Origin of the sequence: Pseudomonas sp. dw_358 (assembly GCF_018449655.1) — a bacterium.
Taxonomy (GTDB): domain Bacteria; phylum Pseudomonadota; class Gammaproteobacteria; order Pseudomonadales; family Pseudomonadaceae; genus Aquipseudomonas.
Genome location: NZ_JAAVUX010000007.1, coordinates 1 through 13,256 on the forward strand (window position 1 = coordinate 1; position 13,256 = coordinate 13,256).

General features: G+C 65.5%; 11 protein-coding genes and 1 pseudogene. 7 read left to right on the plus strand and 5 right to left on the minus strand.

Annotated elements, in window-relative coordinates; genetic code table 11:
• Positions 1-66: 66 nt before the first annotated feature.
• From cydX to HB675_RS12320, 3 genes and pseudogenes are all read right to left on the minus strand, one after another.
• On the minus strand, positions 67-171 hold the full coding sequence (gene cydX / locus HB675_RS12310) for a cytochrome bd-I oxidase subunit CydX (protein WP_213878600.1): 105 nt from the start codon (positions 169-171) through the stop codon (positions 67-69).
• A gap of 12 nt (positions 172-183) precedes the next feature.
• Positions 184-1,335, minus strand: a complete 1,152-nt coding sequence (cydB, locus tag HB675_RS12315; RefSeq protein WP_213878601.1) for a cytochrome d ubiquinol oxidase subunit II — start codon at positions 1,333-1,335, stop codon at positions 184-186.
• 2 nt (positions 1,336-1,337) lie between these two features.
• A pseudogene (locus HB675_RS12320) lies at positions 1,338-2,417 on the minus strand (cytochrome ubiquinol oxidase subunit I); the annotation flags it as partial.
• Between the two features lie 180 nt (positions 2,418-2,597).
• Between HB675_RS12320 and HB675_RS12325 the strand changes: the two are divergent.
• Entirely contained in the window at positions 2,598-3,074 is a 477-nt protein-coding gene (locus HB675_RS12325) for an OsmC family protein (protein WP_213878602.1), read from the plus strand.
• A gap of 56 nt (positions 3,075-3,130) precedes the next feature.
• Here the strand turns inward: HB675_RS12325 and HB675_RS12330 are convergent, their stop codons facing one another.
• Positions 3,131-5,233: a glycoside hydrolase family 3 C-terminal domain-containing protein gene (locus tag HB675_RS12330; protein ID WP_213878603.1), complete on the minus strand. Its 2,103-nt coding sequence runs from the start codon at positions 5,231-5,233 to the stop codon at positions 3,131-3,133.
• A 282-nt stretch (positions 5,234-5,515) separates the two neighbouring features.
• Between HB675_RS12330 and HB675_RS12335 the strand changes: the two genes are divergently transcribed.
• The gene (locus HB675_RS12335; RefSeq protein WP_213878604.1) at positions 5,516-7,069 is read left to right on the plus strand and encodes an FAD-binding protein; all 1,554 of its coding nucleotides are present in this window, start codon (positions 5,516-5,518) and stop codon (positions 7,067-7,069) included.
• On the plus strand, positions 7,066-7,404 hold the full coding sequence (locus HB675_RS12340; RefSeq protein ID WP_213878605.1) for a ferredoxin family protein: 339 nt from the start codon (positions 7,066-7,068) through the stop codon (positions 7,402-7,404). Before HB675_RS12335 ends, HB675_RS12340 begins: the two co-directional genes overlap by 4 nt.
• Here HB675_RS12340 and rarD read toward each other — a convergent pair.
• The gene (gene rarD, locus HB675_RS12345) at positions 7,401-8,276 is read right to left on the minus strand and encodes an EamA family transporter RarD (RefSeq protein WP_213878606.1); all 876 of its coding nucleotides are present in this window, start codon (positions 8,274-8,276) and stop codon (positions 7,401-7,403) included. The two genes, HB675_RS12340 and rarD, sit on opposite strands and share 4 nt — an antisense overlap.
• Before the next feature lie 275 nt (positions 8,277-8,551).
• On the opposite strand from rarD, the gene HB675_RS12350 reads away from it, so the two are divergent.
• From HB675_RS12350 to HB675_RS12365, 4 genes are read left to right on the plus strand one after another with little or no spacing between them, the layout of a single operon-like run.
• Positions 8,552-9,073, plus strand: coding sequence for a helix-turn-helix domain-containing protein (locus tag HB675_RS12350; protein WP_213878607.1), 522 nt, complete (start codon positions 8,552-8,554; stop codon positions 9,071-9,073).
• 22 nt (positions 9,074-9,095) lie between these two features.
• Positions 9,096-10,217 (plus strand): HlyD family secretion protein, encoded by a 1,122-nt coding sequence (locus HB675_RS12355; protein ID WP_213878608.1) that lies wholly within the window; start codon positions 9,096-9,098, stop codon positions 10,215-10,217.
• Positions 10,214-11,779 (plus strand): DHA2 family efflux MFS transporter permease subunit, encoded by a 1,566-nt coding sequence (locus tag HB675_RS12360; RefSeq protein ID WP_213878609.1) that lies wholly within the window; start codon positions 10,214-10,216, stop codon positions 11,777-11,779. The genes HB675_RS12355 and HB675_RS12360 overlap by 4 nt, the downstream gene beginning before the upstream one ends.
• Before the next feature lie 21 nt (positions 11,780-11,800).
• The gene (locus HB675_RS12365) at positions 11,801-13,255 is read left to right on the plus strand and encodes an efflux transporter outer membrane subunit (protein ID WP_213878610.1); all 1,455 of its coding nucleotides are present in this window, start codon (positions 11,801-11,803) and stop codon (positions 13,253-13,255) included.
• Position 13,256: the final 1 nt, after the last annotated feature.

Below are 13,256 nucleotides of genomic sequence, written 5' to 3' on the forward strand. Positions count from 1 at the left end.
GTTCGTTCCCGAGCAAGCTCGGTCTACACAGACTGCGTAGGACCGAGCTTGCTCGGGAACAGCCCCCTACCCCTCTTCCTCCACCACCCCGCTCGCCTCCAGCCACAACGCATTGATAATGCCGAAGCTGCACGCCAACAACACACCCAGAATCCACGCGAAATACCACATAACCATCACTCCTCAATAAAGCCCATGGGGGTTGTTGTCGATGTGCGTGGTGGTGACCTTGCCCCACATCTTCACGTAGCACCACAGCGTGTAGCACAGGATCAACGGCACAAACACACTGGCCGCCACCAACATGATGGTCAGCGTCCTCTGGCTGGACACTGCGTCCCAGAGGGTCAGGCTCGATGCCGGGTCCAGGCTCGACGGCATGACGAAGGGGAACAGCGCAAAACCCGCCGTGCACAGCGTGCCGACAATGGCCAGGCTGCTGCCCAGAAAGGCCACGGCCGACTTTTTCCCGCCACGCCCCCCTGCTGCCAACGCGGCCAGCAAGCCTCCCAGCACGCCGAGTACTGGGGCAATGGCGGTCAGCGGGTAGCGCACATAGTTGCCCATCCAACCGGGGTTGCCGCTGCGCACCACCTTGGCCAGCGGGTTGAGGGCCTTGTTCGGATCAAAACCCGATGCAATGACCAGGCCCTGGATGGGCCCCAGGTCGAGCCACACCCCGGCCCCGACGAAGGCCAGCAGAAACACCACGGCCAAGGCCAGGGCCGCGCGGCGTGCCCGCACCGCGATCACGCCTTCGGTGCGCAAGCCCAGCCAGGTGGCTCCGTGCAAGCCCAGCAGGCTCAGGCTGACCAACCCGGCCAGCAGGCCGAAGGGGCTGAGCAGTTGCCAGAACGAGCCGTGGTAGCTGCTGCGCAGGCTGTCGTCGAACTGGAACGGCAGGCCCAGCAACAGGTTGCCGAAGGCCACGCCGAAGACCAGCGCGGGCACCAGGGCGCCGATGCACAGCGCCCAGTCCCAGCTTTGTCGCCAGCGCGGATCGATCAGCTTGCTGCGGTAGTCGAACCCCACCGGGCGCACGAACAAGGCAAACAACACCAGCAGCAACGCCCAGTACAACCCTGAAAAGGCCGCCGAGTACACCAGAGGCCAGGCCGCGAACAAGGCGCCACCGGCGGTGATCAACCAGACCTGGTTGCCATCCCAGTGCGGCGCGATGCTGTTGATCACCACGCGCCGCTCCAGGTCGCTGCGCGCGACAAAGGTCAGCAGCGCGGCGGCGCCCAGGTCGAAACCATCGGTCAAGGCAAAGCCGATCAGCAACACGCCGACCAATACCCACCAGATCAATTTGAGGTTTTCATAATCCAACATCTTCAGGCTTCCTTGAGGGCGAAGTGGCTCTGGGCAAGACGCTCATGGTGGTACCGGCCGCTGTGCAGGCTGCTCGGGCCCAGCCGCGCGTACTTGATCATCAAATACATCTCGATCACCAACAGCACGCTGTAGAACCCCACCAGCGCCAGCAATGAACCCCACACGTCACTGGTGGAAAGGCTGGAGACCGACAGCTGCACCGGCAGCACTTCGGCGATGGACCACGGCTGGCGGCCATGCTCGGCAACGAACCAGCCGGTCTGCGTGCCCACCCAGGGCAGCGGCAGGCTGAACAACGCCCAGCGCAACAACCAGCGCTTGCGGGTCTCGTTCTTGCGCGCCGTGGCCCAGAAGGCGCAGATGAACAGCAGCAGCATGAGTACGCCGCTCAAGACCATCAGGCGAAAACTCCAGAAGATCGAGGCCACGCCGGGGATGGAATCCAGCGCCGACTGGTGGATCTGCGCCTCGCTGGCGTCGACCACGTTGGCGGTGTACTTCTTGAGCAGCAGGCCGTAGCCCAGGTCCTTCTTCACCGCGTCGAAGGCGGCCAGGGTCTGCGCACTGTGGTCGCCCTGGCGCAGGCGGCCGAGCAACTGGTAGGCGAGCATGCCGTTGTGGATACGTGCCTGGTGCTCGACGATCAGGTCCTTGATGCCGGTGACCGGGGTGTCCACCGAACGGGTGGCGATGAGGCCCATCACGTAGGGGATCTTCACCGCGTAGTCGGTGTGCTGGGTCGCCTGGTTGGGCAGGCCGAACAGGGTGAACGAGGCCGGCGCCGGCTCGGTGTCCCACTCCGCTTCGATGGCCGCCAGCTTGGTCTTCTGCACATCGCCGATCTCGTAGCCGGACTCGTCACCCAGCACGATCACCGACAGCACCGACGCCAGGCCGAATGCCGCGGCAATGGCGAACGAACGCCGGGCGAAGCCGGTATCGCGGCCCTTGAGCAGGTACCCGCTGGAAATGGCCAGCACGAACACCGCCCCGGTCACATAACCCGAGGCCACGGTGTGGACGAACTTGACCTGGGCCACCGGGTTGAACAGCAGCTGAGTGAAGCTACTCAGCTCCATTGGTTCCTTCAGCAAAGCGCGATAGGCGGGCATGATGGCTACTCGGTGGAGATGCGCCATTCTTGTCGCCGGCCCGAGTGCCGATTTTGATTCAGGTCAATGAGGCCTCCGCCGGCCGCTGTGGCAAAGCGCCACATCTGTCAGAATGGGCGGCTCGTGTTCTCAAGGCGGGGTTGATCGATGGCCGAAACACAGCATGACTATCAGGTCCAGGTGGTCTGGACCGGCAACACCGGCAACGGCACCGCGTCGTATCGGGGCTACAGCCGCGCGCATCAGCTACATGCCGAAGGCAAACCACTGATCGAGGGTTCAGCGGACCCGGCCTTTCGCGGCGATTCAACCTGCTGGAACCCCGAAGAATTGTTGGTGGCCTCGTTGGCCGCCTGCCACAAGCTGTGGTATCTGGGTTTGTGCGCCGAGGCCGGGGTCTGTGTACTGGCCTATGCAGACAACGCGCTCGGCACCATGGTGGAAGAGCGCGACGGCGCGGGCCAGTTCAGTTCGGTGGTACTGCGCCCGCGCATCGTCCTGGCACCCGGCAGCGATCTGGAAAAAGCCCGGGCGTTGCACCACGTGGCCCACGAGAAATGCTTCATTGCCCGCTCGGTGAATTTTGCGGTGAGGCATGAGGCCTTGATGACCCTCGGCGACTGATGCCGAGTGCCCGTGCAGGACCAGGCTTGCTCGGTCCTGCACGGGCGTCAGCTCAGTCATTGAGCCTGCACATCCATGCTCAAGCGCTCGTCCTGGGCATCGTCACCGACCCAGAGGCGATAGCCGCCGCGCTGCAACACAAAGCGCCCCTCGACAGAGCTGGCCAGCACCCGGGGCTCCAGCGCCACCTCGAGTTGCCGTGATTCCCCCGCCAGCAACAGCACCTTGCGAAAGCCTGCCAGGCGTTTGGCATAGCCCTCGTTGCCCAATCGAGCCACGTAGACCTGAACCGTCACCGCACCGTCCCGTGCCCCGGTGTTGGTCACGGTGACCGAGACCTTGTCCAGTGCGCAAGCGTGCAAACCGGAATAAGCGAAGGTGGTATAGGACAGCCCGAAACCAAAGGGAAACAACGGCGTCAACTGCTCCCGCGCGTACCAGCGGTAACCGACGTCCGACCCTTCGATGTCGTAGTCGATCGGGATAATGCCGCCGATCCGTGGCGAGCCGGGGTTAGAGGTGGTGGTGGACGGATCGATCTGCCCGGGGCGGGGCAATTGTGTCTCGCTGGCCGGGAAGGTGACCGGCAACCGCCCGGACGGATTGACCCGCCCGAACAACACGCCCGCCATGGCCGGGCCGCCGCCGACGCCGGGGTACCAGGCCGCCAACACGGCCGCCACCTTTCCCAGCCAGGGCATCAGTACCGGGCCACCGCTCTGCACGACCACCGCCGTGGCCGGATTGGCCGCCGCCAAGGCCTCGATCAGCGCGTCCTGAGCGTCCGGCAGGCCCAGGCCTTGTGCGTCCAGTGCCTCGGAGCGCCATTCCTGAGCGAACACGATCACGGCATCGGCCAGACCCGCCTGGGCGGTGGCCAGGGCCACATCGTCGCCGTCGAGAAAGTCCACCTGCAATGCCTCGCCCTCCTCTCGAATGGCCTGCAGCGGCGAAGATGGCTGATAGACCTTGGCCACCGGCATGCCCATGATGTCGGTGCCCGGCACACTCAGGCTGCCGATGGGCGTGACCGCCGAGGAGCCACCCCCGCAGAGCACGCCATGATCGGCATGCCGGCCCACCACCAACAAACGTCTGGCCCGAAGCTTCAAGGGCAACAGACCGTTGTTTTTCAGCAGCACGATGCCTTCCTCGGCTTCGCGCTGGGCAGCCAGCTTGTGTTGGCTGTAGTCGATGGGCTGTGCCCGTACCACCGGGTTGTCCAGGGCGCCGACAACAATCAGGCTGCGCAGGATCCGGTGCAGGCTGTCATCTACTCGCGACCGGGGCACGCGCCCCTCCTTGACCGCCTGACGCAAGGCTTCGCCGAAGTAGTGCTGGTCATCCAGATTGGCCCCGGATTGCACGTCCAGGCCGGCCAGCATGGCTTTCTCGGTAGAATGCGTCGCGCCCCAGTCGGACATGACCCATCCGGGAAAGGCCCATTCGCCCTTGAGCACCTGGCTCAACAGGAATGCGTTTTCGCTGGCGTAGTCGCCGTTGACCAGGTTATAGCCAGGCATCACCGCGCCGGGAGCGCCGATCTCGATGGCCAACTCGAAAGCCAGCAAGTCAGACTCGCGCAACGCCGCTTCAGCCAGGTTGGAACTGACCATGACCCGCCCGGTTTCCTCGGCGTTGACCGCAAAATGCTTGACGGTGGAGACCACGCCCTGATCCTGGATACCGCGCACGGAGTGGCCAGCCAGAATTCCGGTGAGCAATGGGTCTTCGGCGATGTACTCGAAATTACGTCCGCCCCGCGGCTCGCGAATCAGGTTGGCGCCACCGGCCAGTTGCACGTTGAAGCCCTTGGCGTGGGCCTCGCGGCCCACCACCGCGCCGGTTTCATAGGCCAGCTCCGGGTTGAAGGTGGCGCCCAGCAGCAGCGAGCTGGGCAGCCCGGTAGCATGGTCGCCGGGGCGTACGTTGCCAAGGTTGCCGATGCCCAGGCTGGCATCCGACTGCTGCATGGCCGGGATTCCCAAGCGCGGGATAGCCGGGTAAAACGCCGCCGAGCCCAAGGCGCCGTCCGGCTTTTGCTGGTGAGCAAACGGGATGGCCATAGGGCCAGACAGCCAGGCGAATTTTTCGTCTTCGGTCATTTGGGCGACCAGCTCGCGGGCACGCAGATCGGCAGTTTCAAGGGGCGCAGACATCACAGACTCCAACACAGGGGGACAGGCGTGAGAGCAGCACCTGAGTCGAGGGTTCCAGCGGGTTGATGAAGGCTGTTTCACGTGCAGGTCCAGGCCGAAAACGACGGTACCGGCCAGTGAAAATACAAAAATCGCATACTCCCTACATCAACTTATGCTTTTAATGGATATTGAATTAGATCGAAAAAGACTTTTACAGACCTTATCCCTCGCTTTAGTTTCTACGCCCAACCCGACCCCACGCCTGGCGGAGGCTATTTCATCTCTCTGGAGTGAGCCTTCATGCCTGACGTGTTATCCGCTGTGGAGCTGTCTGCCGACGTCTTGATCATCGGCGGTGGCATGGCCGGCGCCTGGGCCGCCGTCGCCGCTCGCCAGACCGGTGCCGAGGTGGTGCTGGTAGACAAAGGCTATTGCGGCACCAGCGGCGTGACCGCAGCCGCCGGGCCCGGGCACTGGTGGGTCGCGCCCGAGGAACGCGAGGCCGCCGTGGACGCGCGTCACCTGTCGACCTTGGGCCTGGCCGACAAAAGCTGGATGCACCGTATTCTCGACACTACCTGGCAATGGCTGCCGGGCCTCGCACCCTGGTACCACTTCCCCCGCGACCCCTCGGGTCGCACCCACTACGCCCCCATGCGCGGCCCGGAGTACATGGGTGCCCTGCGTCAGCGGCTCGACCAGGCTGGCGTCATCGTTCTGGACCACAGCCCGGCTCTGGAACTGCTGCTGCACCGCGACGGCTCGGCCGCAGGCGCAAGGGGCTGGCGGATTCGCGATCGGCGCCCCTGGCAGATCCGCGCCGCCGGGGTCATCCTCGCCGCCGGTGGCTGCGCTTTCAAATCTCACCTGTTAGGCAGCGCCAACAACACCGGCGATGGTTACCTGATGGGCGCCGAAGCCGGCGTGGCGCTCTCGGGCATGGAGTTTTCCCGCGAGTACTGCATTGCCCAGGCGCGTACCAGCATGACCCGCAGCATGATCTATTCCTTCGGCCGTTATCAGGACGCCAGTGGCCATGAGGTGGGCGGCGATCATACGGCGCTGGCCGAGGCCTTGTTGCGAGGCCCCGTGTACTGCCAGCTGGAGCGCACGCCAGACGACATCCGCCAACAGCTGCCGGAGATCTCGCCCAATGTGCAGTTGCTGTTTGATCGCGCCGGGCTCAAGCCTTACAACGAGCCGTTCGAGGTGACGCTCCGCGCGGAGGGCACTGTCCGTGGCACGGGGGGTTTGCTGATCGCTGACAACGACTGCCAGACCCGCGTGCCCGGCCTGTATGCCGTGGGCGACTGTGCCAGCCGGGTGCCGGTGGCCGGGGCCAATACGGGCGGTGGCGCCGTGAATTCCGCCTGGGCGCTGTCCTCGGGCATCTGGGCCGGCCAGGCGGTGGCGCGCCTGGCACGTCACCAGGGCCGACGGCTGGACGAGGCCGTTCAGCCTGTTGGCGAGGCCGGTTTACGCCCTCGTGGGCAGCGCAAGACCGGCGCCCCGGCCGAGATTACCCAGCGGGTCCAGGACGAGATGTTGCCGCTGGACAAAAACTACTTTCGCACAGGAGAAAAACTCCAGCGCTCGTTGGCAGCACTGGATACTCTCTGGGATGAGGTGCGCGAGCAGCCCGGCGCCGACCCGGTGCGCAGCCGTGAAGCCGCCGCCCTCGCCGCCACCGCCCGCTGGTGTTACCGCGCGGCGCTCGAACGCAAGGAAAGCCGTGGGCTGCACCAACGCAGCGACCTGCCCCACAGCCGCGACGAGCTTGCCCACTCCATGACCGTCGGTGGCCTGGACCGCGTCTGGGTCGACACCCGAGCCACCGAGGAGCTGCCGGCATGATCGAAGTCATTGTTGCTTCCCGCTGCGACAGTTGCAGCCGTTGCGTAGATGTTTGCCCCAGCAACGTCTTCGACTTCGATACCCAGGGCCGGCCGCAGATCGCTCGCCAGGCCGATTGCCAGAGCTGCTACCTGTGCGAGCTGTATTGTAGCGCCGACGCACTGTACGTCGGCCCGGACTGCGAGCAGCCCGAGGGCATCACCGAGGCGCAGGCGCTGGCCTCGGGTACCCTGGGCCAGTACCGCCGTCACTCAGGGTGGGGCGAATGGGCCGGTCACTACCGCAACCTGCAATGGCGCATGGGCGAAGTGTTCCAGCGCGCCCGAAAGACTTAACGCCGGTTGCTGCGCCACAGATAGCGCCCGCCGTCTGCCACCAGTACGGCCACCGCCGCCCAGATCGGCAGGTAGGTCAGCCACTGCTCGGCCTTGATCTGCTCGCCCAGCGCCACGGCGGCGCCCACCAGCAGCACCGGCTCGACGTAGCCCAACAGACCGAACAGGCTGAACGGCAAGAGCTTGCCGGCCACCACGTAGGACATGAACGCCGCGGCGCTGATCACCCCCAGCCCCAGTAACAGCGCGTACAGGCGCGGGGTCTGGTGCAAGGCCTCGCCGCTCTGGCCAAGGGCGAAGTACAGCGCCAGCGGAAAGGTCAGTAGCGTGTCGAACCACAGCCCACCCAGATGCGCAGTGGCCAGGCGCCGGCGCAGGATGAAATACAGCGGCAGGCCGCCCGCCACCAACAGCGTCGGCCAGGAAATCCCTCCTGCGCGGTACAGCTCGTTGGCCACCCCGATCGCGGCGCAGAAGGCGGCGATCTTTTTCAGCGAGTTGAGCCGGTCGCCGTACATCACCCTTCCCACCAGCAGCATGGCCAGCGGCAACAGGAAGTAGCCCAGCGACACGTCCAGTCCATGACCATTGAGCGGTGCCCACATGAACAGCCATTGCTGGGCGCCCAGGAGCAGGCTGCTCAGGCACAACAGGCCGAGCAGGTGCGGCGTCTGGCGAAGGCGTGCAAAAATCGCGCTGACCTGCCGCCATTCGCCACTGACCACGATGAACAGCGTGATCAGCGGCAGCATCAATAACATTCGCCAGCCGAAGATCGCGTCGCCGCCCAAGGGGGTCAGCAGCGAGGTATAGAAATACAGCGAAGCGAACAGGCAGGATGAAGCAACCGATAAAACAACACCTTTGTACAAGGGGACTCCGTAGGGCAGGTAGAAGATCGCTGTCACCCCGGCGTCGTCTGTGCGCGCTGCAGGGTCAGGCAAAAGCGGCGGGAAGATAGCACAGTGGCGGCGTTCTGCCCGAAAGACCGTGCGGTCTGGGCTGCAGTGCACGCAACACGCCTTGTATGACGACTTAAATTCCATCCGACGACCGGCCACTTCCCCCACCAAAAGTCACTTCCATGATGAAATCAACTATGTAATATTATGACTATCATTTGAATCAAGGCACCCTTGAGGTCCCCATGAAAAGAGCCAGCTTCCACCCCATGCCCTGCCCGGTTGCCCACGCCCTGGAACGCATCGGCGACGGCTGGAGCCTGCTGATCCTGCGCGATGCGTTCTATGGCCTGCGGCGTTTCGACGACTTCAGCCACAGCCTGGGCATCGCCTCCAGCACCCTGACTCGCCGCCTGAACGACCTGGTGGCCGCCGGGCTGCTGGAACGCCAGCCCTACCAGGACAACCCGCCGCGCCATGAGTATCAACTCACCGAGGCAGGCCGTGACCTGCGTCAGGTCATCCTCACCCTGATGGCTTGGGGGGCATGCCACGGGGCGACCTCCGGCAAGGTGTTTCTCGCCGATGAAGAGACCGGCCTGCCGGTGGATCTGGCGCTGATGGACACCAACACCGGCAAGCGCATCACCGCCCAGACTCACCGCGTCCATATGGCACCCGAAGCCGACCCGCTGACCCAATGGCGCGTGCGCACCGGTCAGGCCTACCGCCAGCACGACGATCTGGTCAGCCCCTTCCCCCACTGATTCACGCCAAGGCCCATCCACCATGAACGCTATTGCCAGCCCCACTGCCGACACCACTACCCCGACACCCAAGGCTCCAGCACGCAAGAAAGTCGTACGCCTGAGCCTGCTGGCCATCGCAGTGGTCGGCGCCCTCGGTTACGCCGCGTATTGGTGGCAGACCGCACGCTTCATCGAAGACACCGACGACGCCTATGTAGGCGCTGATGTCACTGTCATCAGTGCCAAAGTCCCGGGATTCATCAGCGAGGTGGCGGTGCAGGACAACCAGTTCGTCAAGGCCGGCGACCTGCTGGCGCGCATCGACGTACGCGATTACCGCGCCGCTCTGGCCAAGGCCGATGGCGCCGTGGCCGCCCAGCAAGCCAGCCTGCGCAACCTCGACGCCACCGAGCAACTGCAACAGGCGATGATCAATCAGGCCAAGGCCCAGATCGATGCCGCCGACGCCGAGACCCAACGGGCCGCCGACGACCACGCCCGCTACCAGAACCTGGTGCGCACCCAGGCCGTCTCGGTGGAAAGTGCCCAGCGCGTGGACGCTACCTGGAAGACTGCCCGAGCCGACCACGCCCGGGTCGAAGCCGGCCTGCTCGCCGCTCGCCGGCAACTGGACGTGATCGAAAGCCAGCGCGGCCAGACCCTGGCCGCCCTGCAGCAGGCCCAGGCCGAGCGCGATCAGGCGCAACTGAACATCGGCTATACCGAACTGCGCGCGCCAGTGGATGGCTACGTCGGCAACCGCCGCGCCCAGGTCGGCGCCTATGCCGCCGCCGGCAGCCAGTTGATCTCGGTAGTGCCGGCGCAGGGATTGTGGGTCGACGCCAACTTCAAAGAGGACCAACTGGCCCATATGCACGTCGGCCAAGCCGTCACGGTGCGTGCCGATATCCTCCCCGGCCGGGCATTTCACGGCCATGTCGAAAGCCTGGCCCCGGCCACCGGCGCACAGTTCAGCGTGCTGCCACCGGAAAATGCCACGGGCAACTTCACCAAGATCGTCCAGCGGGTGCCGGTGCGGGTCCGCCTGGACAGCCACGATGCGCAGTTCGGCGCCCTGCGCCCGGGTCTTTCCGTCGTCGCCCGGATCGACACCCAGCAAGCCCCTGAGCACACCGACGTCGCTGCGGTGGCGCAGCCATGACCAGCCCGCTGCCAACCCTGACCACGGCGCAAAAGGTCGCCGCCTTCGCCACCATGTGCGTGGGCATGTTCATCGCGTTGATCGATATCCAGATTGTCTCGGCGTCGCTCAAGGACATCGGCGGCGGGCTCTCGGCCGGCGCCGACGATACCGCCTGGGTCCAGACCGCCTACCTGATCGCCGAGATCATCGTCATTCCGCTGTCCGGCTGGCTGTCGCGGGTGATGAGCACGCGCTGGCTGTTCGCCGTGTCGGCCGCCGGCTTTACCTTGACCAGCCTGCTCTGCGCGCTGGCCTGGAACATCCAGAGCATGATCGCCTTTCGCGCCTTGCAAGGGTTTCTCGGCGGCTCGATGATCCCCTTGGTGTTCACCTCGGCGTTCATGTATTTCACCGGCAAACAGCGGGTCATCGCCGCCTCCACCATCGGCGCCATCGCCTCTCTGGCGCCGACGCTGGGCCCGGCTGTAGGCGGCTGGATCACCGACATTTCCTCCTGGCACTGGTTGTTCTACATCAACCTGGTACCGGGCCTGTTCGTGACCTTCGCTGTGCCCATGCTGGTCAAGATCGACAAGCCCGACCCCTCCCTGCTGCGCGGCGCCGACTACCTCGGCATGGTGCTGATGGCGGTGTTCCTCGGCTGCCTGGAATACACCCTTGAAGAGGGCCCACGGTGGAACTGGTTCAGCGACAGCACCATCGCCACCACCGCGTGGATCGCCGCCATCAGCGGCGTGCTGTTCATCTGGCGCTGCCTGGAGATCGACGCACCCATCGTCGACCTGCGGGCCCTCAAGGACCGCAACTTCGCCTTGGGCTGCCTGTTTTCGTTCGTCACCGGCATCGGCATTTTCGCCACCATCTACCTGACCCCGCTGTTTCTCGGCCGGGTGCGCGGCTACGGCTCGCTGGACATCGGTCTCGCGGTATTTTCCACCGGCGTGTTCCAGCTCATGGCCATCCCGGTGTACGCGCTATTGGCCAGCCGCTTCGACCTGCGCTGGATTCTGATGCTGGGCCTGGCGCTGTTCGCCGCTTCGATGTGGAACTTTGCGCCCATCACCCACGACTGGGGTGCCCACGAACTGCTGTTGCCCCAGGCCCTGCGTGGCTTCGCCCAGCAGCTGGCGGTGCCACCGGTGGTGACCCTGACCCTCGGCGCCTTGGCCCCCGAACGGCTGAAACTGGCCTCGGGGCTATTCAACCTGATGCGCAATCTGGGCGGCGCCATCGGTATCGCGGCCTGTGCCACGGTGCTCAACGACCGCACCAACCTGCACTTCCTGCGCCTGGCCGAGCACCTCAACACCCGCAACGAGAGCATGAACAACTGGCTCGACCAGCTGAACCACAACGCCCAGGCCCTGGGCCAGAACAGCCTCGACGCGAGCCAGACCGCCCTGCGCCAACTCTGGGCGCTGACCTGGCGCGAGGCGCAGACCCTGACTTATGCCGATGCCTTCCTGATGATCATGGCCTGCTTCGTGGTCGCTACTTTGATGGTACCGCTGATGCGCAAAGTCCAGCCCCCTGCCCAACCGTCCGCCAACGCCCACTGATTGCCTCGCGAGGATACTTTCATGAACCGTCTACTCCCCATGGGGCGTTTTGCGCTGGCCACGCTGGTGCTTGCCCTGGCCGGCTGCACCGTTGGCCCCGACTACCAGCGCCCGGCCGATCAGGCCAGCGCGCAGTTCCAGGCCCGCGACACCCTGCTTCAGCGCGAAAGCCCGCGCCCGGCCCCGCCGCTGGACAGCTGGTGGCAAGGCTTCGACGACCCGCAACTGACCCGCCTGATTCAGGCGGTGCTGGCGCAGAACCTCGATCTGGTCGCCGCCATGGCCCGGGTCGATCAAGCCCGGGCCGTGGCGCAGCAGGCCGGCGCGGTGCGCCTGCCCCAGGGCACCCTCGACGGCCAGGTGGTGCGCCAACGCCAGTCCGTGGAAAGCCCCGAGGGCCAACTGGCCAGCCCGCAGCCCGGCTACGACCGCAACCAGACCCTGAGCAACCTCGGCGCCGGCGCCAGCTGGGAGCTGGACCTGGCCGGCGGCCTCAAGCGCGGCGAACAGGCGGCGCTGGACGATGCCCTGGCGGCCCAGGCCAGTCAGGCCGGGGTGCGCGTGTCCGTGGCGGCGGAGGCGGCCGATGCCTACCTGCGCATCCGCGGTGCCCAGCAACGATTGCGCGTGGCCGAACAGCAAATTCAAAGCCAGAGCGACCTGGTGGGATTGGTGCAGACGCGCCTGGGCCAAGGCCTCGGCACCCAGCGCGAGGCTGCCCAGGCCCGCGCCGTGTTGCAACAGGCACGCACCACGGTGCCGCCGTTGCGCACCGAGCTGACGGTCCAGCTCAACCGTCTCGATGTCTTGATGGGCGCCGTTCCCGGGACCTACGCTCGTACGCTGGCCGGTGACGGCGACCGCGGTTACGACTACAAGGTGCCGCAGATCCCCACCGACATCGTCCCGGCCCAGATGCTGCGTCGACGCCCCGACGTGATCGCCGCCGAGCGCCGCCTGGCCGCCAGCAACGAACGCATCGGCGTGGCCAGTGCCGAGTTTTATCCCAAGTTGTCCCTGGGCGGCCTGCTCGGCTTCGACAGCATGCACGGCGGCTCGCTGTTCACCGCCCAGGCTTTCCAGCCGCAGGCCCTGCTGGGCTTGCATTGGCGCCTGTTCGACTTTGGCCGCGTGGATGCCGAAGTCGCCCAGGCCAAAGGCGCCAACGCCCAGGCCCTGGCCGAGTACCGCCAGGCCATGCTGCGCGCCAGCGAGGACGTGGAAAACGCCGTGGTCACCCTGACCCAGCTCGAAGCCCAGCGCCTGGACCTGGCCGAGGAAATCAGCGCCCGCCAGGCCGCCCGTCAAGCGGCCAGCGAAGCCTATCAAGGCGGCGCGGTGAGCTTGATCGAAGTACTGGACGAAGATCAGCAACTGCTGCGTTCGCGGGATCAGATGGCCGAGCTCGACGCCAATGACGCGCGGGCGGCAGTGGCGACGTTCAGGGCGTTGGGCGGTGGCTGGTCGGGCTCGTAGC

Coding starts and splice junctions, on each gene's coding strand:
- cydX (WP_213878600.1), bottom strand. CDS start 171: ATGTGGTATTTCGCGTGGATTCTGGGTGTGTTGTTGGCGTGCAGCTTC.
- cydB (WP_213878601.1), bottom strand. CDS start 1,335: ATGTTGGATTATGAAAACCTCAAATTGATCTGGTGGGTATTGGTCGGC.
- HB675_RS12325 (WP_213878602.1), top strand. CDS start 2,598: ATGGCCGAAACACAGCATGACTATCAGGTCCAGGTGGTCTGGACCGGC.
- HB675_RS12330 (WP_213878603.1), bottom strand. CDS start 5,233: ATGTCTGCGCCCCTTGAAACTGCCGATCTGCGTGCCCGCGAGCTGGTC.
- HB675_RS12335 (WP_213878604.1), top strand. CDS start 5,516: ATGCCTGACGTGTTATCCGCTGTGGAGCTGTCTGCCGACGTCTTGATC.
- HB675_RS12340 (WP_213878605.1), top strand. CDS start 7,066: ATGATCGAAGTCATTGTTGCTTCCCGCTGCGACAGTTGCAGCCGTTGC.
- HB675_RS12350 (WP_213878607.1), top strand. CDS start 8,552: ATGAAAAGAGCCAGCTTCCACCCCATGCCCTGCCCGGTTGCCCACGCC.
- HB675_RS12355 (WP_213878608.1), top strand. CDS start 9,096: ATGAACGCTATTGCCAGCCCCACTGCCGACACCACTACCCCGACACCC.
- HB675_RS12360 (WP_213878609.1), top strand. CDS start 10,214: ATGACCAGCCCGCTGCCAACCCTGACCACGGCGCAAAAGGTCGCCGCC.
- HB675_RS12365 (WP_213878610.1), top strand. CDS start 11,801: ATGAACCGTCTACTCCCCATGGGGCGTTTTGCGCTGGCCACGCTGGTG.